Below are 24,650 nucleotides of genomic sequence, written 5' to 3'. Positions count from 1 at the left end.
GCGTCCACCGGTCCTTGGGCTTGCCTGTTATGCGGCGCCGAGCATGGGACCGAAGTTGGCGCGGTCCGCCAGCCTGGGGTCCTCGCGGTCTGGAACAACCAGCACGGGTCCTTTGGCATGGTGCAGGACTCCATCCGACGTCGATCCGAGGAGCATTCCTGCGAAGCCTCCCCGCCCGCGCGTGCCCAGCACCACGAGTTCGACGCTGCGGCTCACTTCCACGAGGACTTCCACTGGCGAACCATCGAGCAGTTGGGTTTCCGCCGGAAGCTTGGGGAAGTGGCTCTTGAGCCACGCCAAGCCTGCGTCCAACTGGATCCTGATGTCCTTGAAGAGTGCCTCCCGGTCCAGGGGTGCCGGAACCCACGCCAAGGAGCCGCTGTATTCGGGTACGGCGCAGATGACGCGCAGCTTGGCGCCCATGCGTTGAGCCTGCTCCGCGGCCTCCAGGACGGCAACGCGCGCCTGTTCCGAGCCGTCCACGCCGACTGCGACCACATTCTCGACAACGCGGGAGCCGGACTTCGCGCGCTCGGCCTTGATGTGCTTGTCCTCCGTGGTTTCACCCAGCCGGTCCGCGCAGAAGAGTGGGACCGTCACGGTGGGGCATTTGGAGTGCGCCGGCAGGGCACTGCTCACGGAGCCCAGGAGCCTGCCGACAAAGCCGCCGCGTCCCCGGGTGCCGAAGACCAGGAGTTCGGCCGTTTCGGACAGATCGAGCAGCACGCCGGCGGCATCTCCGTTCTCCACCGAGCCATCGACGTCGATGGCGTAGCCGGAGACCTTCTCCAGGGCTTGCTTGACGATCGCCTCGGCGCCGTCCCGGATCACGGAGTCATCCACTGTCGCGTAGCCGCCGTCGAGCCCTGAAGCCGCGAAGATCGGCACGGAGTAGGCCGTGACCACATGCAAGGGCAGCTGCCTGCGTTCAGCCTCGCGGGCGGCCCAAACGAGGGCGCATTGGCCGTGTTCGCTGCCGTCAACGCCCACTACAATTCCGCCGGGGGCAATGGAGGGTTCCTCTCCGTTGCCTTCGGTCTCTGGTTGATGGCTCTCAGAGTGTTTGCCGTGCTGGTCCATGGGGCCTGCCTCCTCGCACTGCTGGCTGATGTTGCGGCTATTCTGCCAGAGGCCGCGCCCACAACGTGTTTCTCGCTCGACTGCCGTGAGTTGCGGTCTCCAATGCTCACTATTCTCGTTTGCAAGGGCCGAATCAAGCCGGAAGAAGCGTATGTGGAAACCCCGGCGAGGGCGGCGAAATCCGCCGAATCGGGGCGCGAAAAACGCATCGGCGGACATGCCGATGCCGGGGCTATCCACCACGCGATTTCTTCTGTAATGTTCGAGGCACTGATGACCGGGGATCGTGTTTTTCAACACATCAACGGCCATCATTCGCGACCGCTTGGGGACCCGGACGCCACCCCGCTGTTGCCTCGGCAACGCACCTTCAAAGAGGAGCCAAGCTGTGTCAACCATGCCTGCTGCGAGTACGGAACGCACCACCACCGTGGTCATCGGTGCCGGCATGCCCGGCCTGGCCGTGGCCAGCGAACTCAGCCGCTACGGCGTGGATGCCATCGTGGTGGACGGAATGTACGTCCCCGGACCTTTGCAGCCGCTCAACACCGGCATCCTGCAGCGTTGCGACGCCGCCGACGCCGCGTGCCTCCAGGAGCGCAGCGAAATCCTGCGGCACCTGCGCAACTACGCAACCAGTCACGGGCTCGACGTACGGAGCACCACGCGCGCTGTCCGGCTCGATCGCCTGGACGAAGCTGCCGCGGGGTCCGTGATTTCCGGATCGGTAGTTTCAGGGTCCTCGGGCGTCGCCTCGTACCAATGGGCCGTTCACACCGCCAACGGAGTGCTTTTGGCCGACCACGTTGTTGTCACCCGTTGTGGACAGAGCCAGTTGCGGCGAATGCTTGCCGAGCTCGGCTTCGCCATCGGCCAGAACCTCGTCGCGGCCATGCGGGCGATCGGAATGTACTTGGTTGGGGTCGGCGAACTTGCCACACCCACACCGAAGGAAGTCCTGCGCCAAGCCAAGGTGGTGGGCCAGGCGATTTCCGCCAAGGTCTACCCGGACAGCGTCCACGGGGCGCTCACGGGCACCTTTGCAGCTGTTCCCGCCCTGGCCTAGGGCTTCTTCCCGGGGCTGCCGGGCTCAACCTCGGAGTCCTCTTCATCGCCTGCGTCATCAGCGTCATCAGCGTCGCCGGAATCGTCAGAATCATCGGAACCCCCGCCTGCCAGCCGGCGTCGTGCGGTGATGCCGAGGAAGACCAGCAGGCCCGCGGCAACCACGGCGAAGATCACAATGCTCCAGGGGAACGGCTGGGAGGCATCGGGCACCTTTTCGGGCGTCGTCGTCGAACCAGGGGCCGCGGTGCCGGCGGTGGGTACATCCGCCGAAGGTGCGGTGCTCGCGGAGCCGCCGCCCGCCGTCGTACTTCCTGCCTTGGCGGTGAACGTGAAGGTGCCTTCAATGGGGTGCGAATCCGAACTGACGACGCGCCAGATGACGGTGAATGCGCCGGCGGGCGCGCCAGGCCGCAGCTTTTGCGACACCACGGCGTCCACAATCTCGACGGAACCATCTGCCCAGTTCTGCCCTGAGGCGTCGTTCACCCGGATCTGCGAGCCGAGCAGGAGCGGCCGGTTGTTGAACGTGATGGACACGGAGTCCGGGACGCTGGCAACCGTTGAGCCGTTGGCCGGTGACGTTGACTCGGCTACATCGTGCGCGAAGGCGGGTGCCGCCGAGAACAGGGCGGCAGAGAAAAGAACCGCCGTGGCAGCGACGACGACGGCCAGCATCTGGCGGATAGGGCGCATGAGCGAATAACTCCCTTGGTGTTGGATTCCTTACAGACTAGGCGAATTCGCGGGAGTGCCGAAGCCGCGGGCATAGGATTTGAGAGCAAACTTCCCCGATCCCCGGAGACTTCCATGCTCAAGCAGGGCTCAGCCATCGACCGCTACTTCAAGATTTCGGAACGCGGATCCAACTATTCGCGAGAAATCCGAGGCGGCTTCGCGACCTTCTTTGCCATGAGCTACATCGTGGTCCTCAACCCCTTGATCCTTTCCGGGGCGGACTCCAGTGGCGCTTCACTTGGCTTCGCCGCCGTCGCCGCCACCACCGCCTTCGTCGCCGGCATCCTGACGATCCTCATGGGAGCCTGGGCCAAGCACCCCTTCGCCATCGCTACCGGGCTGGGCGTCAACGCCTTCGTGGCAGTCACCATTGCCTCACACCCCGGCCTGACATGGCCGGACATGATGGGCCTCGTGATGCTCTCGGGCCTCACCATGCTGATCCTGGTGCTCACCGGTTTCCGCACCGCGGTCTTCAAAGCCGTCCCTGAGGCCCTGAAAACCGCGATCGTGGTGGGCATCGGCCTCTTCATCGCGCTGATCGGCCTCGTCAACGCCGGCTTCGTGCGCCGCATCCCGGACGCCGCCGGCACCACGGTTCCCCTGGGCCTGGGCGTCGACGGGAAGCTGCTGGGCTGGCCCACCCTCGTGTTCGTCGTCGGACTCGTCCTGACCATCGCCTTGGTGGTCCGCAAGGTACGTGGCGCCATCCTGATCGGCATCATCGTCTCCACCGCCCTTGCCGCCATCCTGGAATTCACCCTGCACATCGGCCCGAGTTTCGACGGTAAAACCTACAATCCCCGCGGCTGGTCCCTGGTGGCGCCCAAGTTCACCGAGTGGGCCGCTCCCGACCTGTCCCTCATTGGCAAGGCGAACCCCTTCGGGGCGTTCCAGCACCTTGGCATCATCGCTGCCACCCTGCTGGCGTTCGTGATCCTGCTCAGTATCTTCTTCGACGCCATGGGCACCATGGTGGGCTTGGCGAGGGAAGCAGGAAACATCGACAAACACGGAAACATCCCCAACGTTGACCGTGTCCTGCAGGTGGACGCCCTCGGCGCGATCATCGGCGGCGGCTCGTCCGTGTCCTCCAACCAGATTTTCGTGGAATCCGGCGCCGGCATCGGCGAGGGTGCCCGCACCGGCTTGGCGTCGATCGTGACCGGCCTGCTGTTCCTCGTGGCCATGTTCTTCACCCCGCTCATCAACCTGGTCCCGTTCGAGGCCGTCGCCCCCGCCCTGGTGGTGGTGGGCTTCATGATGGTGTCCCAGGTGGGCAAGATCCACTGGCAGGACTGGGGAGTCGGCATTCCCGCGTTCCTGACCATGGCCCTCATGCCGTTCACCTACTCGATCGCGAACGGCCTGGGCGCCGGGTTCATCTCCTTCGCACTCATCCGCACGTTCCAGGGCAGGGCCCGCGAAGTCCATCCGCTCATGTGGGCCGTGGCCGCTGCGTTCCTGTTGTTCTTCGGGATCGGTCCCGTCGAGGAAATCCTGGGAGTCAAATAGGCCTTTCCGGAATACCGGACACCCTCCGCCCCCAAGCGATGTTTTTCGGTACCGCCATGCGTTGAGCTTTAACCATGGAGATTTCCCGCGCTGTTGCCGATGTCCGCCCCACGCCGTGGACCGGCCGCTTCGACGGCAATGGCGATGAGCACCGCCGCTGGTGGCAGGCCGTGGCGCCCCACACTCCCGATGCAGCCGCCCCCGGCGCGCGGGACGCGGGCTCCCGGGCCGCCGTCGTCGTGGGCTTCCGCAGTGACGAGGGCGTGCGGCGCAACAAGGGCCGTATGGGCGCGGCCGCCGCTCCGGCGGCCATCCGGCAGGCCCTGGGTCCGCTGGCTTTCCATCTGGACCGGGACGTGTTCGACGCCGGCGACGTGGTTGTGGAGGACGGCTCGGTGGAGGCTGGCTCCCTGGAGGCAGGCCAAGCGCGCGCGGGCCGCGTGATTTCGGAACTGCTCGACGGCGGCAAGCTCACGGTGCTGCTCGGCGGCGGGCACGAAACTGCTTTCGCCAGCTACCTGGGTGTGGCTGGCTCGGAGGCCGTGAGGGGCGGCAAGCGCCTCGGAGTCCTGAACCTCGACGCGCACTTCGACCTGCGGGACGAACCGGTGCCGAGCTCAGGCACGCCGTTCCTGCAGATGGCCCGGGCGGAAGCCGCCGAGGGCCGCGAACTGAACTACGCCGTCGTCGGAATCTCCGAGCCCAACAACACGCGCACCCTCTTCAACACGGCGGACCGGCTGGGCGTGAAGTATCTGCTGGACGAGGAGTGCTCCGCGGAGGCCGTTCAGGAGTTCGTGGCGCGGTTCGTGGACAGCGTGGACGTGCTGTACCTGACGATCGACCTGGACGTGCTACCGGCGTCGGTGGCTCCCGGCGTGAGCGCGCCTGCGGCGTATGGGGTGCCGCTGCCCGTTATCAGCGCGGTGTGCAAGCAAGTTGCCACGAGCGGAAAACTCATGCACCTGGACGTCGCCGAGCTCAACCCCGAGTTCGATATCGACTCGCGGACCGCCAAGGTGGCCGCGCGCTTGGTGAACACGCTGCTGGGGTAGGCGGGGTTAGCCGACGGCGCGGAGCCTGACGGCGATGAACTGGCGGCCGGGGAGCTCCACGCGGAAGCGCCCTTCCACTGCGTCCGGCCGGGTGTCGATGCTCATGTTCCAGGTGTCGATGATGTCCACCTCGTAACGGCGGCCGGCGGGCATCACGAAGTTCCGGTAGGTGGGCTGGTTGAAACCGAAATAGCTGATCTCGTACTCGTGCCGAATGCCGGCGGTGGGGACGTCCCAGGCGCTCGGCAGAGGCTCAAGGAATCCGCCCGGGGTTTCCTCGAGAATGCGGCGCAGGAAAGCGATCCGCTCCGGGCTGCTGCCATGGAATTCGCCGCCCTTGGCCCACCACAGCACGTCAGCAGGGTGCATGTACGTTTCGCCGTGGCCCACGTACCCGCCCCGGACGGCCCCCTCCCAGAACCGCCGGGTCATTTCCTCGCCGGTGATGTTTCCCCAGCCCTGATCAATGTTGCCCTCGTACGCGCACTCGTCGATGACCACCGGTTTGCCCCAGCGCTCCCGCCATTCCCCGGTGAATTCAGCCGTCTTGTGGACGTCCTGGCGCTGGATGCTGCTGTGCGTAACCCATGGCCGGGAGTAGTCGTAGAACGCATGGCAATTGTGGATGGACAGCAGGTGCCCGCTCGGGTCATTGGCCTGGACAATGCCCGCGAAGCGCTCCCAGTCCTCGGTGGTCTTGCGGAACAGGAGATCGTACTCGTTGGCCAGCGACCACCAGATGTTCCGGTGCGAAGCCAACCGGGCCACGACGTACTTCAGGTAGCGGTCATCCTGGCCCGGGCTCATCGTGGAGAAACCCCAGCGGTCGTACGCGTGGAACAGGATGAGGTCCGCCTCGATCCCGAGTTCCTCCAATTGCCCGATCCTGTGTTCCAGGTGCCGGTAGAACTCCGGGTTGGGCCGGTCATAGTCGAAGCCGGCAGCGAGGGATCCTTCGAAGGGGTAGAACTCCGGCTCGTTCTCGTTGAACAGATAGGACTTCGGGAAAACGCACATACGCATCTTGTTGAACGGACCGGCCGCCAACGTATCCAGGGTCTGCTTCTCCAGCGCATCGCCCTGATGGGTCCAGGCGTAGGAGGTAGTGCCGATGGGCAGGTACGGGCTGCCGTCCTCATAGGCGAAGTGGAAGGTCTTGGCCACCCGGACCACGCCCTTCGTCCCGGCAACCGGCTCGCGGGCCGTGAACGCGCCGGTAACGCCGTCCAGCGAGCGCGCGTTGCTGGTGGTGGTGAACGTCCACTCCCCCGGGCCCGGAACCAGGAGCCGGACCTTGTAGCTCCCGTCGCCGTCGTAGAAACCGGGCACACTGAGCGTTTCACCTGACGGAGAAGTGAACACGGCCCGGAGTTCGACGTCGGTGAATGGGTTGCCGTGCGAGGGACCGGCCAGGGTGAGCTCGAAGCGCTCCTGGGCGGCCGCCGTCGTCGGGTACTCCGCCCCCGCGCTGCCGCGCACCACTGAGCCGGGCTCATAGTCCCCCGCCGGAGCGGGAAGATCGGCCGCCGCCTCGGCGGCCCGCTGGGCTGCAAGATCCTCGGGTTCCAACTCGCCGAGGAGGCGCAGGATCTCCGCGGTTTCCCCGGGCTTCCCCTGCAGGGCCTCCTCTGTTCCCAGGATGGTGCCCACCTCGTGGAAGTAGAGCGTGTGCAGCGCCGGGCTGTTCACAAGCGTGGGGACGCGTTCGCTCAGGATGCGGTTTCCTTCGGCGTGCCGCATCACGAAGTACAGGGGGCTTTCAGCGGTGAAAGTGGTCATCTTTGCCTTCTCGGTTCGGGGTTCTCAGGTCAGTGTTCTCGTGGAGTAAGGGGCGGGACATCGGTGCGTGTGCCGCTCAGTGCCGACAATGCGGAGCCGATCTCTCGCTTGATGGGCGCTGGAGTGAAGATCAGCCCCTGGTTCAGGGACGTCTGGCGGTACCAGACGGTGTCCTTGCGGAATTGGGCGGCCGCGGCGGGATCGTGCGCGTCGATGGCCTGCCACACTGCCGCGTAGGCCCCGGGATCGTCCATGATGGCGGACAGCGGCGAGTCCAAGGACACGGCACCGTACGCCGCGGCAGGAGCGGCGTCGGGCACGTCCCAGGCGTACCGGCCGGATCCCACTTCGAACTCCTCGGATCCGTCAGGCAAGGAAACGACGGCGGTGGTCCCCGAAGGCACGACGGCTTCCACGAGGATTCGCTCGCCGGAACGCTTCCAGGCCACGCTGGCCAGGCCGTACGGCGTCTCGTGTGAGGTGCCGGCATGCTGCAGGCTCCGGAGCGGACGCGGAGCGATGTGCTGTTTCCGGTAGCCCGGCGCAGCAGGAGCCAGGCCGGCAACGGTCCGGTGCATCCAATCGGCAATGGCGCCGAGCGCGTAGTGGTTGAAGGAGGTCATTTCGCCGGGGTTGACCGTGCCGTCCTCCAGGATGGAGTCCCAGCGTTCCCAGATGGTGGTGGCGCCCTGCGTGACGGGGTAAAGCCAGGAGGGGCATTCGGTCTGGGTGAGCAAGCGCTCGGCAGCATCCATGTGCCCGGTGACCGTCAGGGCGTCCGCGATGAGGGGCGTGCCGACGAAGCCGGTGGCGATCCTGTAGCCGCCCAGCCGAACGAGTTCGGCGAGCCGGTCACCAAGTGCCTGGCGTTGGACGGGGTCCGTGCTGATTCCGAACATGAGTGCCAGCGAGTAGGCCGTCTGCGCATCGGAAACCATGCGGCCGGCGGGCGTGACGTATTCGGCCAGGAACGCGCTGCGCACGTCTTCGGCGAGGGCCGAGTATTTGCCGTGGTCGTCGGCGCCCAGCACGGCCGCGGCCTTTGCCGTGAGGTCGAGGGAACGGAAAAGGTAGGCGCTGGCCACGATGTCGCCGTGGGTGCGGGCGGCGCCGGGCTTGTCCGGCGGTGCGGCCGGGTCCAGCCAGTCGCCCAGCTGCATTTGGCCCTGCCACAAGCCGGAGCTGTCCCGGACGCGGAGCAACGCATCAGCCCAATCGCACATGCTTCGGTACTGCCGGCCCAGCAGTCCGAGGTCGCCGAAGCGTTCATAGAGCACCCACGGAACCACCGTGGCGGCGTCACCCCAGGCGGCCACGGGCGATTCCAGCATGCCGAGCACCGCAGGAACCACAATGGGCACCACACCGTTGCGGTGGCTCTGTTCGAGGGCGAGATCCTGCAGCCAGGAGCTGAGGAACCCCAAGGAGTCGTAGAGGTAGCTGGCCGTCGGGCTGAAGACCTGGATGTCTCCGGTCCAGCCAAGGCGCTCGTCCCGCTGCGGGCAGTCGGTGGGCAGCGCCAGGAAGTTGCCGCGCATTCCCCACAGGGCGTTCTCGTGCAGGCGGTTCAACATCGGGTCCGAGCACTCGAACCATCCGGTGCGGCGCATGTCGTTGTGGATGACGACGGCGGTGATCGCCGCCGGGTCCAGCTCGCCTGGCCAGTTGTCTACTTGTGCATAGCGGAACCCGTGGAACGTGAAGCGAGGCTCCCATTCCTCCTCCCCGGAATCCTCCCCGCCGCCGGCGAGGGTGTAGCTGTCCGTAGCGGCAGCCAGGCGAAGCGGACGGAGGGACAGTTCACCATCCTCCAGGACCTCAGCATGGCGGAGTGTGATCCGGCGTCCCGCGTCGCCGCTTACCCGGATCCGGAGGCGGCCCACCAGGTTCTGGCCGAAGTCCAGGACGGTGGCGCCGGAAGGCGTGGTCAGGATTTCCCGGACCGGCAGTTCTTCGATCCGACGGACCGGAGGCGCCACGGCGGGAGTTGCTTCCACCCATGACTTGGAGTCCGCAGCCCTGGAATTCACTGCTCCGGAGTCCAAGCAAGCGGGAAGCCAGCGCGAATCGTCGAAGTCCGGCGATGACCAGCCGGCCTCGATACGCCGCGCATCGAAGGATTCCCCCGCGTAGATGCCGCTGGAAACGAGTGGGCCCGCCGTGGTGCCCCGCCACTCCGGGCCGCTGGCCACGGTTTGACGTGTGCCGTTGGCGTATTCGAGATGCAGTTCCACTTTGACGGCCGGTTGCTCGCCGTAGAACGGTGTGGCGAAGCCGTGGAAGCCGTACTTTTCGGTGTACCAGCCTCCCGCGAGCCACACACCAATGGCGTTGGCCCCCGTTTTAAGGAGCGCGGTGACGTCGGTGGTTTCGTGGTTGAGGCGGTCAGCGTAAGCCGTCCAGCCCGGTTTCAGAACCTGGTCATCCACTTCCGAGCCGTTGATTTCGGCCTGGTAGACACCGTGCGCGGTGGCGAAGAGGGTGGCTTTGGCCAAGCCCGTGCCCACCGTGAATTCGTGCCGCAATTGGCCGGGCTGCCCGAGCGGAATCTCCGCCCGGGAAAGGACGGGCAGGCTGATCGCTTCGGCCTGCCACGGCCCTTCAAGGTAGCCACCCGCCAAAGCCAAGGGTGCGCTCCAAGCCGTGGTGCCGCCGTCGTTCCCCGAGACGCGCACCTCGACTGCCACCTGCTCCCCGGCGTCGATGGCCTCAAAAGGCCACTCCACCAGCACCGAGTCAGGGCCTTCGTGCACTGCCGACTCGACAGCCCCCGCACGGGTCAGCCGCAGTTCGGCACGGGTCTGCTGCCAATCGGTGCTCTCCGTGGCGACGACCCAGCTGAGCCGCGGCCGCGGATTGGCCACGAAGGCGGTATCGGTCCGGTACTCAGCGCTGAACCGGCTGACAGAAGCCTGGCGGAGACCTGCTGGCTGCGGTGCCAGGGATGTTGATGTCACGGAGGGGCCTTTCGGAAGCGGTGGGTGGATGGGCGCTGGAGTTTCTACTGTGGTTCGCGGCCTTCGCTACGGAACCAGTCGAACGTGACCGCGCCGCGGCTCGCGAAGACGCCGGCAACGCGTCCCGTGAAGGAGGCTGCGGTTTCCGCCGAGAGGTAGCGGCCGTCCAGTTCGGCCAAGGTGAGCAGTTCGCCGTCGACGACTGCCTGGAGGGCGATGGTGTCCGAGCTCAGGTGCCCGAATCCCGCGCCCGAATCCGGCTGTCGGGTTGCGATGCGAAGTTCCAGTGGCCCGGCGGGAACCTGTCGCGTCCAGCTTTCTTCGATCGAGGAGATCCGGGCCCGCGCCGTCAGGGTGGTTCCGCTCAGTTCGATCGAATAGTGGTGTGCCTCGTCGTAGCGGACGGCGAGGCCGCCGGCATTCCTTCCCCCGTCAAGGGGGTCCAGGTCCTCGGACGATCCGGTGTCCACCAGCGCGGAGATGGTCTCCACCTGGTACCGCTGGCGGCGGCCCAGGAAGGAAGGCCGTGGATCGTCCAGGCCGGCGCCGTCGCTGACCAGGGTGAGGCGCCCGGGGTTCTTCTCGGTGGAGGCGAACGTGCCAGGGAATCGCCGCACGGCGATCCAGCCGCCGTCGAGCTCGGCGTCCGTAAAGTTGTCCTCGAACTCGCCGCCGCCCGGGCGGGGGTTGAGGATGACGGGTTCGACGACGGGCCAGCCGTCCTCCCACGTGACCGGGGTGATGAAGGTTTCCCGGCCCAGGGCGGAGAAAGCCCGGGTCATGCCCTTGGGCCGCATGCCCAAGAGCACCATGGCCCAGCCGCCGTCGGGCGTCTGCACGAGGTCGCCGTGGCCGGTGTTCTGGATGGGACGCTCGGTGCTGCGGGCGCTCAAGATGGGGTTGGCCGGGTTGCCCTCGAAAGGACCGGCCGGCGAGGTTCCGCGGGCAATGCTGACGCTGTGTCCGCGCTCGGTCCCGCCTTCGGCGATCATGAGGTACCAGTAGTCGCCATGCCGGTAAAGGTGGGGCGCTTCCGGGAACATCAGTCCGGTCCCGGACCACACGCTACGGGGCACCTCAAGGGCCTTGCCGGTTTCCAGATCCACGCGGACTTGGAGGATGCCGCCGTGCTCGCCGATGTTCCCGGTGACGGTGTCGAGTCCCGAGTACGTCATGTAGGCGGTGCCGTCCTCGTCCCAGGCAAGGTCCTGGTCGATGCCGATGGCGCCCTCAATGGCGAGTCCGTCGCTCCATGGCCCGGCAGGGTCCTCTGCCGTGAACACCAGGGTCCCGCGTGCCATGGCGTCGGTGACGGCGACGTAGAAGAGGCCGTCGTGGAAACGGATTGTGGGTGCCCACGCGCCTCCAAGGGTGGGCACGTCCCTTGAATCGAGCTGCCCTTCCCGGTCCACCACGTGGCCGATCCGGTCCCAGGTGACCAGGTCGGTGCTGTGGTAGACCGGAATGCCGGGGAGGTATTCGAACGTGGATGTCGCGAGGTAGTAGTCCTCGCCGACCTTGACGATGCTGGGATCGGGGTTGAAGCCGGGAATCAGTGGGTTGGGGAAGTTCATGCAGCGCCGTCCTGGTTTGAGTCGGTCAGGGTCTCGTCGGTCAGGGTGAGAACGGTTTCGAGCGGCAGTTCGGTGACGGAGGTGCCGATGCGCAGGCGGTAGTCACCGGGTTCGTAGGTCCAGCCGTTGTCCCAGTAGGCCAGCAGCCGGGTGGGCACGTCGATCACCGCGGTGCGGGTTTCGCCGGGTTCGGCCCATACGGGGGCGCAGGCGACGAGCCAGCGCACGGGACGGTCCACGGCGGAGCCGGGCCGTTCGGCGTAGACCTGCACCACCTGCTTGCCGGGGCGGGTGCCGGTGTTGGTGAGGGCCACCGTGAGGGGCACGACGGCGCCGGGCACCGCCGCTGCGGGGGCTTCGGCTGTGTCGAGGGTCCAACGGGTGTAGCCGAGTCCGTGCCCGAATTCGTACGCCGGAGCGGCTCCTGCCTTCAGCCAGGCCCGGTAACCGATGTGGATCCCCTCGGTATAGGCCAGTTCCCCGTTCGCGTCCGGGGTGGTGTTCAGGACCGGCACGTCCTCCTGGGCCCCGGGCCAGGTGGTCGGAAGCCGGCCCCCGGGCTCGGCCGCGCCGGTGAGGATGTCGGCGAGGGCGGTGCCGAATTCCTGCCCGCCGAAGTACCCGATCAGGATCGCCGCCACCTCGTCCCGCCAGGGCAGCAGCACCGGGGACCCGGAGTTCACCACCACCACGGTGCGCGGGTTGGCCGCGGCGACGGCGCGGACCAGGCGGTCCTGCAGGCCCGGAAGCTCCAGGGTGGTGCGGTCGTAGCCTTCGGATTCGACGCGCGAGTTCGTGCCGACGACGACGATGGCGACATGCGCCGCTTTCGCCGCTTCGACGGCGTCGTTGATGAGTGCCTCGGGGTCGGTGTTGTCCGCTTCGAGCCCGATGGTCACAGCCAGGGCGTTGCCCAGGGCGCCGGCGCGCCCGGCGAGGTCCAGTTCCACCGTCACTTCCAGCGGAACACCCGCCGTGGCCTCGACCGGGACGGAAGCGGAGGGCGGGGCCAGGAACGCCGCACCCAGGTCCGTGCCCGTGGCCTCGATGGACGCCTCATGTGCCAGGACCCCGTCCACGAAGATCCGCCCGTGCCCCACGGTGGAAAAGCCCAGCCGGATGGTGCCGGTCTCCTCGGGCGTGTAGTGGGTATGGAACTGGACCATGGAGGACTCCGCGATCGGGGCATCCCCGCCGAACCAAACCAGCGCGGTGGAGCGGCGGTCCTCCGCGAACAGTTCCTTGCCCGTGGAGGCAAAGAAGCGCACCCGCAGCCCCGGCTCGCCCGTGACAGGGTTCCTGAGCTGTTCCAGGGGCAGTTCGGCGATGCCTTCCTGCACCACCGCGCCCACGGTGTAGCTGACGTTCTCCGGCCTGAACGCCGCACGGATCCCGTCCAGCGGGGTGACGATCCTTTCCGGGACCACGGTCGCGGACCCGCCGCCCTGGGTCCTGGCATGGCGGGCATTGTGCCCGATCACCGCGACGCCGGTCACGGAGGCGGGAGCCAGCGGCAGCACGCCGTCGTTCTTCACCATCACGGTCCCGGCCACCGACGCTTCCCGGGCGAACGCTACCGGGTCCTCCCGCTCCGCCGGTTCCGCCGCCACGGGTTCGAAGCCCTCCAGGGCGCCCACCCGGGCGGCGAGCTGCAGGATCCGCAACACCTTCCGGTCAACCGCAGCCTCCGGAACCGTGCCGCACTTCACCGCCAGCACGAGCGCCGAACCCCAGGGACCGTCCGGACCCGGCATCACCAGGTCCTGGGAATGCTTCGCGCTCTCCACGCTGCGCACCGCGGTCCAGTCGCTGATCACCACACCATCGAAACCCCACTCAGTATTCAGCGGTGATTCCAGCAGCTCGTTCTCCGTGGCCGTGGCACCGTTGACCGAGTTGTACGCGCTCATCACCAGCCACGCCTTCGAGTCCACAATGGCCTTCTCGAACGCCAGCAGGTACAGCTCCCGCAAGGGCCGCTCCCCCACCTTCACATCCACCGTGAACCGGTCCGTCTCCGAATCATTGGCCACGTAATGCTTGGGGGTCGCCCCCACCCCGTTGCGCTGCACCCCCGCCACATACGCCGCGGCGAGCTCAGCGGTCAGGACCGGGTCCTCGCTGAACGCCTCGAAATGCCGGCCACCCAGCGGGGAACGGTGCAGGTTGATCGTCGGGCCCAGCACCACATCGACCCCCTTGCGCCGGGCCTCCACCGCCGACGCAGCCCCCAAACGGTCCGCCATCGCAGGATCCCAGGAAGAGCTGATCGCCGTCGCGGACGGGAAATTCATCGACGGCGCCCGCTCATCCCACACCTCGCCCCGCACCCCCGTGGGCCCGTCCGAGAACAACATCCGCCGCAGCCCGATCTTCTCCACAGGCCACGTGGTCCAGAAATCCCGGCCCGTCAGCAACCGCACCTTCTCCTCCAGGCTCAGCCGGGCCAGCAGGGACTCGAGGCGTTGGTCGATGGTCTGGTCGGTGAGGAGTTCCATGGTGGCTTTCTTGTCTGTCTTGGGGGATGAAGTGTCGATGCTCATGCGGTGGCACCCGTGGTGACTGCGGCTACTGCGGCTTCGCGCTGGGCGGCAATGATGTCCCGGTACCAGTACGCGCTCCACTTGGGGATGCGGGCCTGGGTGCCGTAGTCCACGTAGACCAGGCCGAAGCGTTTGTCGTAGCCTTCGGCCCATTCGAAGTTGTCCATGAAGGACCACGCGAAGTAGCCGCGGACGTCCACGCCGTCGGCGATCGCCTCGCCTACCGCGGAAATGTAGCCGCGCAGGTAGTCGATGCGTTCGGGGTCGCGGACCTCGCCGTTCGGATCCACGTAGTCGTGGAACGTGACGCCGTTTTCCGTGACGTACAGAGGAAGGGAGGTGTATTCGGCGGCGACCCGCTTGAGTACCGCTTTGAGTGCCACGGGCGTATTGGACCAACCGAACGACGACGGCGCCGGCAGCACGTGCGTCCAGCTTGCCCCTCCCGGGGCTGCTTCGTCCGCGGAAACCAGCATGTTGGTGTAGTGGTTGATTCCGGCAAAGTCCCCGGGTGCCGAGATGATGGCCAGGTCCCCGGGTTGGACGAGGTCTTCGGCCGAGGCATCCTCACCGGTGGCGGTCAGCCCGTACTGGCCGTAGGCCGCAAGGGTGGACTCGGCGTAGCGGCCCCGGTAGACGGGGTCCAGGAAGATCCGGTTGCTGACGGCGTCCCAGTATTCCGTGGCCTTGCGGTCGGCTTCGGAATTGCTCGCCGGGTTGAGGTTGCCGATGATATTGGTGATGCCCACCTTGGCCTCGGGGCGGCGGGCACGGAATTCGGCCAACGCCAGGCCGTGGGCCAGGAGCAGGTGGTGGGCTGCGCGCACGGCGAGGCGGTCGTCCTTGATGCCTGGGGCCTGCATGCCCCAGGAGTGGCCAAGGAAGGCCGCGCACATCGGCTCGTTGATGGTGATCCAGTGCTCGGCAAGGTCACCCAACGCCTCGGCCACGAGCCCTGCGTACTCCCCGAAACGGTGGGCAGTACGCCGGGCCGGCCAGCCGCCGTCGTCCTGCAGTGCCTGTGGCAGGTCCCAGTGGTAGAGCGTCACGTACGGGGTGATGCCGCGGGCGGCGCAGCCTGCCAGCAGGTCACGGTAGAAGCGCACGCCTTCGGGGTTGAGCGGGCCGACGCCGGTGGGCTGCAGCCGGGACCAGGACAAGGACAGCCGGTAAGACGGGATGCCCAGCTCCACCATGAGGTCAAGGTCCTGTTCCCAGCGGTGGAAGTGGTCGCAGGCGATGTCCCCGTTGTCACCGTGGATGGTGGTGCCCGGCTCGTGGGAGAAGGTGTCCCAGATGCTCTGGCCGCGTCCGCCCTCGTTGACGGCACCTTCGATTTGGTACGCGGCGGTGGCCACGCCCCAGGCGAAGTCGGCGGGAAACGTTGCGGCCGGGGAGAGTTCCGGGCTCGCGGACAGTGGCGGCTGAGTCATGGGCTCGCCTTTCGTGGGTCTGTGTTGTTCTGAAGGTGGGGCTGGCAGCGGGTCAGGCCACGCCGGCCTGGACGTTCTGCTGGTGCTGGATGTCCAGCAAGCGCAGGCGGTCGGCGCGGCGCTGGGCTTGCCGGTCCGGATCGGGGACCGGGGCGGCCATGAAGAGCCTCTGGGTGTAGGGATGCTCCGGTTCTCCGGTGACTTGCTCTCCGTCGCCCCATTCGACGATTTCGCCGTGATACATCACGGCGACGCGGTGGCTGAGGTGGCGGACCACCGCGAGGTCATGGGAGACAAAGAGGTAGGCGACGCCGGTGCGTTCCTGGATCTCGATGAAAAGGTCCAGCACCGTGGCTTGGGTGGAGAGGTCCAGGGCCGAGACGGGTTCGTCGCACACGATCAGCTTCGGATCCAGTGCCAGGGCCCGGGCGATGGCGATGCGTTGGCGCTGCCCGCCGGAGAACTCGCGCGGCAGCCGGTGGGCGGCGCCGTGCGGCAACCGGACCTGGTCCAGCAGCTCGGCGACCCGCTTGTTGGCGGCCTGGCGTTCCACTTTCCGGACCGTGAGCGGCTCGGTGAGGATCTGCTCGATGGTCATGGACGGGTTGAGCGAGGTGTACGGATCCTGGAACACCACCTGGATCTCGTGGCTGAGCTCCTTGCGCTGGGCGCGCGTGGCTTGGGAGATTTCCTGGCCGCGGTATTTAATGCTTCCCCCGGTGACCGGGGCGAGCCCCAGCACGGCGCGGCCCAGCGTGGTCTTGCCGGATCCCGACTCCCCCACCAGGCCCACCGTCTCGCCGGGGCGGATGTCGAGGGAAACGCCCTTGAGGGCCTTGAACGGTTCCTTCCGGAAGCCCTTGAGGGGATATTCGACGACGACGTCCCGGACGTCGAGCAGTGTTTCGGTCATGGCTTCACTCCTGTCAGGCTGGTGAGGGATCCGTCGGTGCTTGCACCGTTTGTGCGGGGACCAGCGGCGCCCAGCGGGCCGCGCGGTGCCGCATCCTCGAGGATCGCTTCCAACAGTTGCCGGGTGTACGGGTGGCGGGCGTCCTTGAAGATGGTCCGGACGGGCCCGGTTTCCACGACGCGGCCTGTCTGCATCACGGTCACGCGGTCGCACAGATCGGCGACGACACCGAAGTTGTGGGTCACCAGGATGACGCCCATTTTCAGCTCGTCCTGGAGTTCGCGCAGCAGGTCAAGCACTTCGGCCTGCACCGTGACGTCCAATGCAGTGGTGGGCTCGTCCGCGATAAGCAAGTCCGGCTCACAGGAGACCGCGCCGGCGATCAGCACCCGCTGCGCCATGCCTCCGGAGATTTCATGCGGATAGGCGTTGAAGGTCCGTTCGGGGTGGGGAATCCCCACTTTGGCCAGCAGAGCCAGTGCACGCTTCCGGGCTTCCGCTTTGGAGATGCCGAGGCATACCCGCATGGGCTCCATGAGCTGGCTGCCGATCGTGAAGGCGGCGTCCAGGTTGCTCATGGGTTCCTGCGGGATATAGGCGATGCGCTGGCCGCGGACCTTCGTCATTTCCTTCTCGGAGAGGCGGGCCAGGTCCGTGCCGTCGAAGACGATGGAGCCGCCGGTGACGCGTCCGCCCTGCGGCAGGAGCCGGAGGATCGAGAAGGCGGTCTGGGTCTTGCCCGAGCCGGACTCGCCCACCAGCCCGTGAACCTCGCCCCGGCGGACCGTGAGGCCCACATGGTTCACCACGTGGGTGGTGGAACCATCGGGCTGGTCGTAGCCGACGCCCAGGTCGGTGACCTCCAGAAGGACCTCACCGGCGCTAGCAGTGCGTGCACCGGCGGGTGTTTCGGGATGCACCACGGTCGGCTCGCCGCGCTTGGCGGCGGCTTCTGCGGCGTCGACGACGGCGGCCCCCTTGCGGCGGCGCTTGACCGGCCCGCGGCTGCGCTCGAGTTCGTCGCGCATCGCATTGGCCAGCAGGGTCAGCGCGATGCAGACGACGCCGAGGACGAGGCTTGGCCACAGGACAAGGGTGGGTGCCTTGTAGAGGTTGATGAAGCCGTCGTTGAGCATGCTCCCCCACGTGGGGATGTTGAGGTCGCCCAAGCCGAGGAATTCCAGGCCGGCCTGGATGGCGATGGCGATGCCAAGGACCATGGCGGACTGGATGATGACGGGTGCGCGCACCACGGTGAGGATGTGGCGGCCGATGATCCGGAAATCACTGAGCCCGGAGACCCGTGCCGCGTCGACGTACAGTTCGTTGCGCACCGCCGTCACGCAGGCGTACACCAAGCGGAAGTAGGCCGGGGAAAGCAGGACGCCGAAGATCATCATGGACAACCACATCGATGGCCCCACGACGGCCCGCGCGGCCAGCAGGATGACGATGCCGGGCATCGCCATGAGCAGGCCGGTGAGCCATGAGGATACCGAATCGAACCAGCCGCCGTAGTATCCGGCCACCAGGCCGCCCGTGACGCCGATCGCGACGGCGACAACCAGCGCCAACAGCGCCCCGGCCAAGCTGAACTGTCCAGCGAAGAGCAGACGACTGAAGACGTCACGGCCGGCACTGTCCGCACCCAGCACGTGGTCAGGGCCGGACTTGGCCAGGACCGCCTGCAGGCTGGCCAGCCCTGGGTCGTGCGTTGCGAGCACAGGTGCCAGCACCGCGGCCAAAGCCACGACCGCGAGGACCAGCATGGATACGGCGCCGGTGGGGTTCGTGAGGAGCTTGCGGAACAAGGAGACTTTGGCTGCCTGGGTGGGCAGTGCGATGGAAGTGTCGATCATGACAGCCGAACTTTCGGGTTGAGCCAGCCTTGGGCGAGGTCGATGATGAGGTTGACGATCACCACGATGGCGGCGGTGGCGACGACGACGCCCATCACCACCGGGATGTCCCCCTGGCTGGTGGCGGCAACGGCGATCTGCCCGAGGCCGGGCAGGGCGAAGATCTGTTCAACGATCACGGCACCGCCGAGCAGGCCGATGAACTGGACCGAGAGGACTGCCAGGGCAGGACCGCCGGCGTTGCGCAGCACGTGCCTGTACACCACCCGGTTGAAGGAGAGGCCGCGGGCCCGGAGCGTGCGGACATAGTCCTGGCGGAGCGCATCGATCAGGGATCCCCGGACCTGCTGGACCACCGAGGCGATACAGCCGATCGAAAGGGCGATGATCGGCAAGGTGACCGTAGCCGCCCAGCCGCCGAACGACGTCGTAATCGGTACATAGCCGGTGGCCTTGAACCACTTGAGGTTCAAAGCGAACAGGGACACGAGTCCCAAAGCGATGAGGAAGCCGGGAATCGCGAATCCCAGGACGCCCACGAACTGGACCACGCGGTCCACCCAGCCCCGGCGCACTGCGGCCAGGACAGCGATGACCACGGAGATCACGGCCGCGATGATGGTGGCGCCCAACACCAGGGAGAGGGTCACCGATACCCGGCTGGTGACGCCGGTGCTGACCAGTTGGCCGTTGAACCACGAGCGTCCAAGGTCGCCGGTGACGGCGTGGGTGAGCCAATCCCAGTACTGGACCACGAGCGGGCGGTTCAGGCCCAGCTGGGAAGCCTTCAGGGTCACCTGGGCCTGGCTGGCTGTGGGGCCCACGATGCGGCGGGCGATGTCGCCGCCACCCGCGTACAGCAGCAAGTAGGCGACCGTTGTAATGACGAACAGCAGGAGGACGCCCGAAAGCAGGCGGCGCAGCACGAAACGGTACATCAAAGTTCCTTAAGGGAAGGTTCCTGGGGCCGCCGGGCCCGGACCACGGCTTGGGTCAGCGCGTGGTCCGGTCCCGGCGGCTGTCCGCTAGGAGGCGGGAGAGAAGGACCAGATGAACGGGTAGGCGTTACCCGTCTGGACCTCGACCTTGGTCTTGGCGTCGGTGACGAAGCTGGACTGCGGGCGGTACCACGGAGCGAACCATGCCTGCTCCACGATGTATTTGTTCAGTTCCTTCGCGGCGGCCGTCTGCTCATCCGTAGAACCGACATGGATCTTGTTGATCAGCTTGTCCACCTTCGGGTCCTCGTACTTGTACGGGTTCCACGGGGCACCGGGAGCGATCTTCATGTTGATCAGCTGCCAGTCGGACTGCTGCTCCAGGATCATGTAGCTCACGCCATACTTCGGCGCCAGGAGGTCGGCGATGAAGTTGTTGCCGGTGTCCGTGAACTCAGCCGTGATGCCGACATCCTTGAGCTGCTGGGTGATCAGAGCCGGGAGGGTGTTGCCCATGAGCGCCGAGGACGGCAGCTTCAGGGTCAGCCCGCTGGCGTATCCGGCCTGGGCAAGCAGTTCCTTGGCCTTGGCAGGGTTGTAGGCGTAGCGGGAGTCCAGGGACTTGTCATAGGCAGCCGACGACGGCGGGAACACCTGGGTGGTCAGCTCGCCATAGCCCTGGCCGATTGACTGCAGCATCGCCTTGGTGTCGAAGGCGTAGTTGAGTGCCTGCCGGACGCGGACGTCCTTGAGCGCGGGGTTGGTGGTTCCGGCCCGGTCAAACAGGATGAGCCCTGCCCAGTTCAGCTGGAGTGGGTTGACCTTGTACCCGGCAGCCTGGATCTCCGTGAGCGTGTTGTTGTCGGCGGTGTTGGCGGCGTTGAGCTGTCCGGACTTGATGGCGTTCAGCAGGGAGGTCTGGTCACCGTAGACGTTGAGGACAAGGTTGTCGTAGTGCACCAAACTCTTGTCCCAGTAATTCGGGTTGCGGTGGTAGCTGTAGGACGTGCCGGTCACGGTGGCGGCGGTATCCAGCACATACGGACCGGAGCCGACGGGCTTGGTGGCGATGTCCGCGTTGCCGAAGGACGCCGGGCTCTGCATGAAGGACGCATCCTTGGACAGGTAGTTCAGGAACGCCGGGTCCGGGGCGGACAGGGTCAGTTCCAGCGTGGTTGCGTCCACGGCCTTGGCGGTCTTCAGGGCTGCCATGAACTGTGCATCCGGAGACGTTCCTGCCTTGAAGCGCTCAAGGTTCTGCTTCGCGGCGTCGGCATTGAAGGGGGTGCCATCGGTGAACTTGACGTCGTCACGCAGGGTGAGCGTCAGGACGGTCTTGTCCGCGTTGTACTTCCAGTCTTTGGCCAGCATCGGCACGAGCGAACCATCCGGCTTCATCCGGATCAAAGTGTCGTACACGGCCTGGTAGAACGGCGACAGGTTGGCGAACTCGGACTGGTTTGCAGCGAAGGTCTTGGGCGCCAACAGCGCGCCCAGGGTCAGGGTTTGGGAGGACTGGTCCTGGGGGGCGGCGGCTCCGCCACCACCACAAGCAGTGAGCCCCAGGGCAACAGCCGCAATGACTGCGGCCATTCGCTTGGATCGGAACATCTTTGGTCCCTTTCACGATCAGTGGCGTCCACCATGGACGGCCATTGGGAAAGACCGTAACATCAAAAACCTAGTGACCACTAGGTTTTTGCCGAACTTCTTGAATCGTTATGAAATGTGACGATGCGCACAGTGGTTGACCAATTGATGGACTTATTGAAAATCGACGTTGTTAGGGTTGATCCATGAAAGAGACGGCGGGCGGCATCCAGCCCGAAACGGTGCGCCGAGGGCGCCGCGGGACTTATGCCAAGACGGAGGCCCGGAGGCAGGAAATCCTGAAGGCCGCCTTCGACGTCTTTTCATCCTCGGGATACCGCTCGGGCTCGCTGAAGGACGTGGCGGACAAAGTGGGCCTGACCCAAGCAGGGCTCCTGCACCACTTTCCCAGCAAGGAAGCCTTGCTTGAGGCAGTCTTGACCTTCCGCGACGACGAGTCCGCGATCTACACCGGGGCCTTGGATGCCAAGGGTGCGGACTTGCTGCACGCCATGGTGGATCTGACCCGGCACAACACCACCATCCCAGGCCTCGTGGCGCTGTACTGCGTACTGTCCGCGGAAGCCACTGACCCCGAGCACCCGGCCCACGAGTACTTTCTTGAACGGTACGAGCGGGTACGCGGCTTGCTGAGCGATGCTTTCTCGCACATGGCGGACGAAGGCACGTTACGGCCCGGCGTCGCGCCTGCCGCAGCGGCACGCCAGCTGACCGCGCTCATGGACGGCTTGCAGGTCCAGTGGCTTCTCGACAACGATTCCGTGGACATGCCCTCCGAAGTCGCGGCCTACTTGAATGCCGTCACGACCGAGAGCTTCTAGCCCAACTAACTCGCAGTAAGTGTCGTTATGAGCCCTCAAAACGACATCTACTGCTAGTCAGTTGGGTGGGCCGGGGGCTCAGGCGTCACAGCGCCGTCAGGCCACCGTCCACGGTAAACAGCCCGCCAGTGGCGTACGCGGAATCGTCGCTGGCGAGGAACACCATGATGCCCTCGACGTCGGCCGCGGTTCCGGGGCGGCCGAGCATCGTGGAGTTGACCAGGCCGGCACGGCTCACGGGATCGTCCGCGATGGTCTGCACGAGCGGGGTCTCGGTGTAACCGGGCACTACGGTGTTGACCCGGATTCCGGCTGCGGCATAGTCCGCCGCCACGACCCGCGCCAAGCCATGCACCCCGGCCTTGGAACTCGTGTACGCTGTGAAGGTCTGCCCGCAGGCCACCACCGCGGTGGGACTGCCGGTACAAATGATCGATCCGCCACGGCCTTCCATGGCCCGGACTGCGTGCTTGAGTGTGAGGAAGGCCCCGCGCTGGTTGATGGCGACGGTTTTTTCCCAAACCGCCAAGTCCAGGTCCCCGACACGGGCGTCCTGCCCGAACAACTGCACCCCGGCATTGGCCACGACGACGTCGAGCGGTCCGTCTTCCTCCACGGCAGCGTAGGCCGCAATGACGCTGGCTTCGTCCGAGATATCCATGCGCAAAGCCTGCGCCAGGGCCGATCCTGTGACAGCAGCCGCCTTCTCGGCGGCTTCCAGATTGATGTCGGCGAAGTGCACGCGGGCGCCCTCGGCAACGAAGCGCTGGGCCACGGCCAGCCCGATGCCCGAGCCTGCTCCCGTGACAAGGGCGGTCTTGCCGTCTAGCCGTTTACTCATGGTGGTTCCTCTTTCGGTTCAGTCGACGCGGCGGACAACAGCAGTCCACGGCTCAAGTTCAAGATTGGTGGTGTGGCTACCCGGGAGCCGGACGACGACGCTCAGCGCTTGGGCAGTGAGGTTGGCGGCAAACAAAACCGTCCGGCCGCCGTCGCGCACGGGATACAGCACGACGCCGGGCACCTCGCCAGCTACCTCAAGGACCTCGCACCCGCGCACGGCGGCGAGGGCGGCCAGCAGCTCGCCCGCGGGCGTGAGGCCGCCGGGTCCGCGAATCCCGCGCGGTCCCGTTGCCTCGAAATAGCTGACGGATTCGACGCCGGGAACGCTGAGCGCTGCGATGCTGCCCAGCAGCCAAGCGGCCGTGAAACCCTCGGGCTGCAGCGGGTCCGTGGCCATGGCTTCGCGTGCCGCATCGTCACCCTCTGTGGCGACGGCGTTGAACCGCGCCTTCAGGGTCACCGGGCCGAGGTGCAGCGGCCGCCCCGGGCCGATCCGGAGGGCATTGAGGGCGACAAGACGCTGCATCGGCAGGGTTTCGACGACGTGTGGCACCTCGGTGGCGTGCATTTGCGGCGTGATGCTGAAGGACACGGCGTCGGCGTCCAAGGGGAAGCGGTCCGCATTGCGGTTCAGCTCGGTGAAGTGCGACCGCGCTCCAGCAAGGAGTGCGCCCGTAAATCCGCGCCGCCGGGCCTCATCCCTGAGTTCAGCCCAGAGCTCCGGCTCCGTGACGTGGCTGGAAGCGTCGAACACCGCGAGCCGCAGCACCTTGTCCAAGGGCAGGAGCTCGAGGAGTTCCCCGATGCGCTGCGGCGAATCGACGGAGAGCCGCACATCCAGCGGAACGTTCAGGTCCGTTGCCTCATCCGCGGCCCCACGGACCGTGCGCTCATTGTCCGGTCCGGGTGCCAGCTCCAGAAGCAGGGCGTCCAGGCCGGGGATGGGCTCGGAGCGGGTTCTGGGTGCTGTGGCCGAAGTAGCCGAAAGCGAAAGCGCCGGCACCCGGGCCGTGCCGCCGTCGAGCACGGTGAGGACACTTTCTGGCTGCCGAACTGACGACGGCGCGGCGGACCCGGAAGTCACCGTCAGGAGCACCGACTGGTGGACGCGATCGCCGGCGGAAACTTCCACCGGAAACGGCTTGGACAGCGGCGTGCTGTACGTCTTGAAGGAAGCGTCTGTCCAGTTCCGTTGGTCTTCGGTCTCGAAGACGTCGCCGTGGAAGTCGAGCCTGAACCGGGTTCCGTCGCGCTCCCACTCCATGGAAGAAAGGTCCATGAAGGGCTGGTGCGGACTGATGTCCACGGGGAAGAACGACGGCGTGCTGGCGCCACCGGGACTGCCGATGGTCACCGCGCGGCCGGCGTCGTCGGGGCGGTGCAGCACCACGAGTCCGATCCGGTTGCTGCGGAAGGCAGCGGGAGCGACGCCGTCGAACGTCACTTTGACGCTGTTCTTCGTGAAGTGGATGGCGAGCTCGCCGGTGTAGCTGGAGCCGAAACCGGCGAAGTCGATGTCGAGCAGGAGGGTGACACCGCCGTCGCGGGAGTGTTGCGCGACCCTGCTGACCGTGGGCACGAGGGTGCGCCAGTCGTGATCGCGGACCACTGCGCGAATGGCCCGCAGTACTGGCATGCCGTTGAACGTGATGTCCGAGAGTTCATCGTTGCGAAGCTCGGCCCCCCAAGCTGCTGCTTCCACCGTTTCCGATGGGGCGAATAGCCTGGCGTGGTTTTCGTCGTTGAGCACAGCGGGCCTTTGCAGCGGGGACAGAAGTAAGCGGGGTCGGAATCAATTGTGATGCGGGCCATGCGATGAGTCAACCGGTTGACCAATATTTTAGAACTCGCGCGCTGCAATTAGCGTCGCGGGAGGTCACCTGGAGCAACGCCGCGCAACCCGGCGAAAGGCTTCGAAACCATTAT

Annotated in this window: 17 protein-coding genes; 4 read left to right on the top strand and 13 right to left on the bottom strand. The window is 66.3% G+C overall.

The features are described 5' to 3' along the window. Nucleotides 1–27: 27 nt before the first annotated feature. Nucleotides 28–1,080, bottom strand: a complete 1,053-nt coding sequence (locus AC3WJU_RS02455; protein WP_284991875.1) for a universal stress protein — start codon at nucleotides 1,078–1,080, stop codon at nucleotides 28–30. A 397-nt stretch (nucleotides 1,081–1,477) separates the two neighbouring features. Here AC3WJU_RS02455 and AC3WJU_RS02450 point away from each other — a divergent pair, with 397 nt between their 5' ends. Next, the gene (locus AC3WJU_RS02450; RefSeq protein ID WP_059388469.1) at nucleotides 1,478–2,146 is read left to right on the top strand and encodes an NAD(P)/FAD-dependent oxidoreductase; all 669 of its coding nucleotides are present in this window, start codon (nucleotides 1,478–1,480) and stop codon (nucleotides 2,144–2,146) included. Here AC3WJU_RS02450 and AC3WJU_RS02445 read toward each other — a convergent pair. After that, on the bottom strand, nucleotides 2,143–2,841 hold the full coding sequence (locus AC3WJU_RS02445) for a copper resistance CopC family protein (RefSeq protein ID WP_492259042.1): 699 nt from the start codon (nucleotides 2,839–2,841) through the stop codon (nucleotides 2,143–2,145). The two genes, AC3WJU_RS02450 and AC3WJU_RS02445, sit on opposite strands and share 4 nt — an antisense overlap. Nucleotides 2,842–2,955: 114 nt before the next feature. On the opposite strand from AC3WJU_RS02445, the gene AC3WJU_RS02440 reads away from it, so the two are divergent. Both AC3WJU_RS02440 and hutG read left to right on the top strand, forming a co-directional pair. Beyond that, entirely contained in the window at nucleotides 2,956–4,398 is a 1,443-nt protein-coding gene (locus AC3WJU_RS02440; protein WP_059388467.1) for an NCS2 family permease, read from the top strand. 74 nt (nucleotides 4,399–4,472) lie between these two features. Continuing rightward, nucleotides 4,473–5,453: a formimidoylglutamase gene (gene hutG / locus AC3WJU_RS02435; protein WP_492259041.1), complete on the top strand. Its 981-nt coding sequence runs from the start codon at nucleotides 4,473–4,475 to the stop codon at nucleotides 5,451–5,453. Nucleotides 5,454–5,459: 6 nt separating this feature from the next. Here the strand turns inward: hutG and AC3WJU_RS02430 are convergent, their stop codons facing one another. The 9 genes from AC3WJU_RS02430 to AC3WJU_RS02390 all read right to left on the bottom strand — a co-directional run bounded on the left by AC3WJU_RS02430 (nucleotide 5,460) and on the right by AC3WJU_RS02390 (nucleotide 21,060). Further along, on the bottom strand, nucleotides 5,460–7,232 hold the full coding sequence (locus AC3WJU_RS02430; protein ID WP_492259040.1) for a DUF5605 domain-containing protein: 1,773 nt from the start codon (nucleotides 7,230–7,232) through the stop codon (nucleotides 5,460–5,462). Nucleotides 7,233–7,261: 29 nt separating this feature from the next. Beyond that, nucleotides 7,262–10,189 carry a family 78 glycoside hydrolase catalytic domain gene (locus AC3WJU_RS02425; protein ID WP_492259039.1) on the bottom strand — a complete coding sequence of 976 codons (2,928 nt, stop codon included), beginning with the start codon at nucleotides 10,187–10,189 and terminating at the stop codon, nucleotides 7,262–7,264. Between the two features lie 44 nt (nucleotides 10,190–10,233). Next, nucleotides 10,234–11,763 carry a glycoside hydrolase family 43 protein gene (locus tag AC3WJU_RS02420; RefSeq protein WP_492259038.1) on the bottom strand — a complete coding sequence of 510 codons (1,530 nt, stop codon included), beginning with the start codon at nucleotides 11,761–11,763 and terminating at the stop codon, nucleotides 10,234–10,236. Continuing rightward, nucleotides 11,760–14,306: a beta-glucosidase family protein gene (locus AC3WJU_RS02415; RefSeq protein ID WP_492259037.1), complete on the bottom strand. Its 2,547-nt coding sequence runs from the start codon at nucleotides 14,304–14,306 to the stop codon at nucleotides 11,760–11,762. The genes AC3WJU_RS02420 and AC3WJU_RS02415 overlap by 4 nt, the downstream gene beginning before the upstream one ends. Beyond that, entirely contained in the window at nucleotides 14,303–15,739 is a 1,437-nt protein-coding gene (locus AC3WJU_RS02410) for a GH1 family beta-glucosidase (RefSeq protein WP_492259036.1), read from the bottom strand. Before AC3WJU_RS02410 ends, AC3WJU_RS02415 begins: the two co-directional genes overlap by 4 nt. 52 nt (nucleotides 15,740–15,791) lie before the next feature. Next, complete coding sequence (locus AC3WJU_RS02405) at nucleotides 15,792–16,652, bottom strand: ATP-binding cassette domain-containing protein (protein WP_461835007.1); 861 nt, start codon at nucleotides 16,650–16,652, stop codon at nucleotides 15,792–15,794. Next, nucleotides 16,649–18,511 carry a dipeptide/oligopeptide/nickel ABC transporter permease/ATP-binding protein gene (locus tag AC3WJU_RS02400; protein ID WP_492259035.1) on the bottom strand — a complete coding sequence of 621 codons (1,863 nt, stop codon included), beginning with the start codon at nucleotides 18,509–18,511 and terminating at the stop codon, nucleotides 16,649–16,651. The genes AC3WJU_RS02405 and AC3WJU_RS02400 overlap by 4 nt, the downstream gene beginning before the upstream one ends. Beyond that, nucleotides 18,508–19,449: an ABC transporter permease gene (locus tag AC3WJU_RS02395; protein WP_492259034.1), complete on the bottom strand. Its 942-nt coding sequence runs from the start codon at nucleotides 19,447–19,449 to the stop codon at nucleotides 18,508–18,510. The genes AC3WJU_RS02400 and AC3WJU_RS02395 overlap by 4 nt, the downstream gene beginning before the upstream one ends. 87 nt (nucleotides 19,450–19,536) lie before the next feature. Beyond that, entirely contained in the window at nucleotides 19,537–21,060 is a 1,524-nt protein-coding gene (locus tag AC3WJU_RS02390) for an ABC transporter substrate-binding protein (protein WP_492259033.1), read from the bottom strand. Between the two features lie 185 nt (nucleotides 21,061–21,245). On the opposite strand from AC3WJU_RS02390, the gene AC3WJU_RS02385 reads away from it, so the two are divergent. After that, a complete protein-coding gene (locus AC3WJU_RS02385; RefSeq protein WP_306960756.1) occupies nucleotides 21,246–21,881 on the top strand; it encodes a TetR/AcrR family transcriptional regulator in 636 nt (211 codons plus the stop codon). Nucleotides 21,882–21,966: 85 nt separating this feature from the next. On the opposite strand, the gene AC3WJU_RS02380 is transcribed toward AC3WJU_RS02385, so the two are convergent. Then, nucleotides 21,967–22,722 carry an SDR family NAD(P)-dependent oxidoreductase gene (locus AC3WJU_RS02380; protein WP_492259032.1) on the bottom strand — a complete coding sequence of 252 codons (756 nt, stop codon included), beginning with the start codon at nucleotides 22,720–22,722 and terminating at the stop codon, nucleotides 21,967–21,969. Nucleotides 22,723–22,740: 18 nt separating this feature from the next. Then, a complete protein-coding gene (locus AC3WJU_RS02375; protein ID WP_492259031.1) occupies nucleotides 22,741–24,474 on the bottom strand; it encodes a D-apionate lactonase family protein in 1,734 nt (577 codons plus the stop codon). Nucleotides 24,475–24,650 lie beyond the last annotated feature (176 nt).

The organism is Arthrobacter sp. FW306-1B-F12A (assembly GCF_058781865.1).
This window is presented reverse-complemented; position numbering and strand designations above follow the sequence as displayed.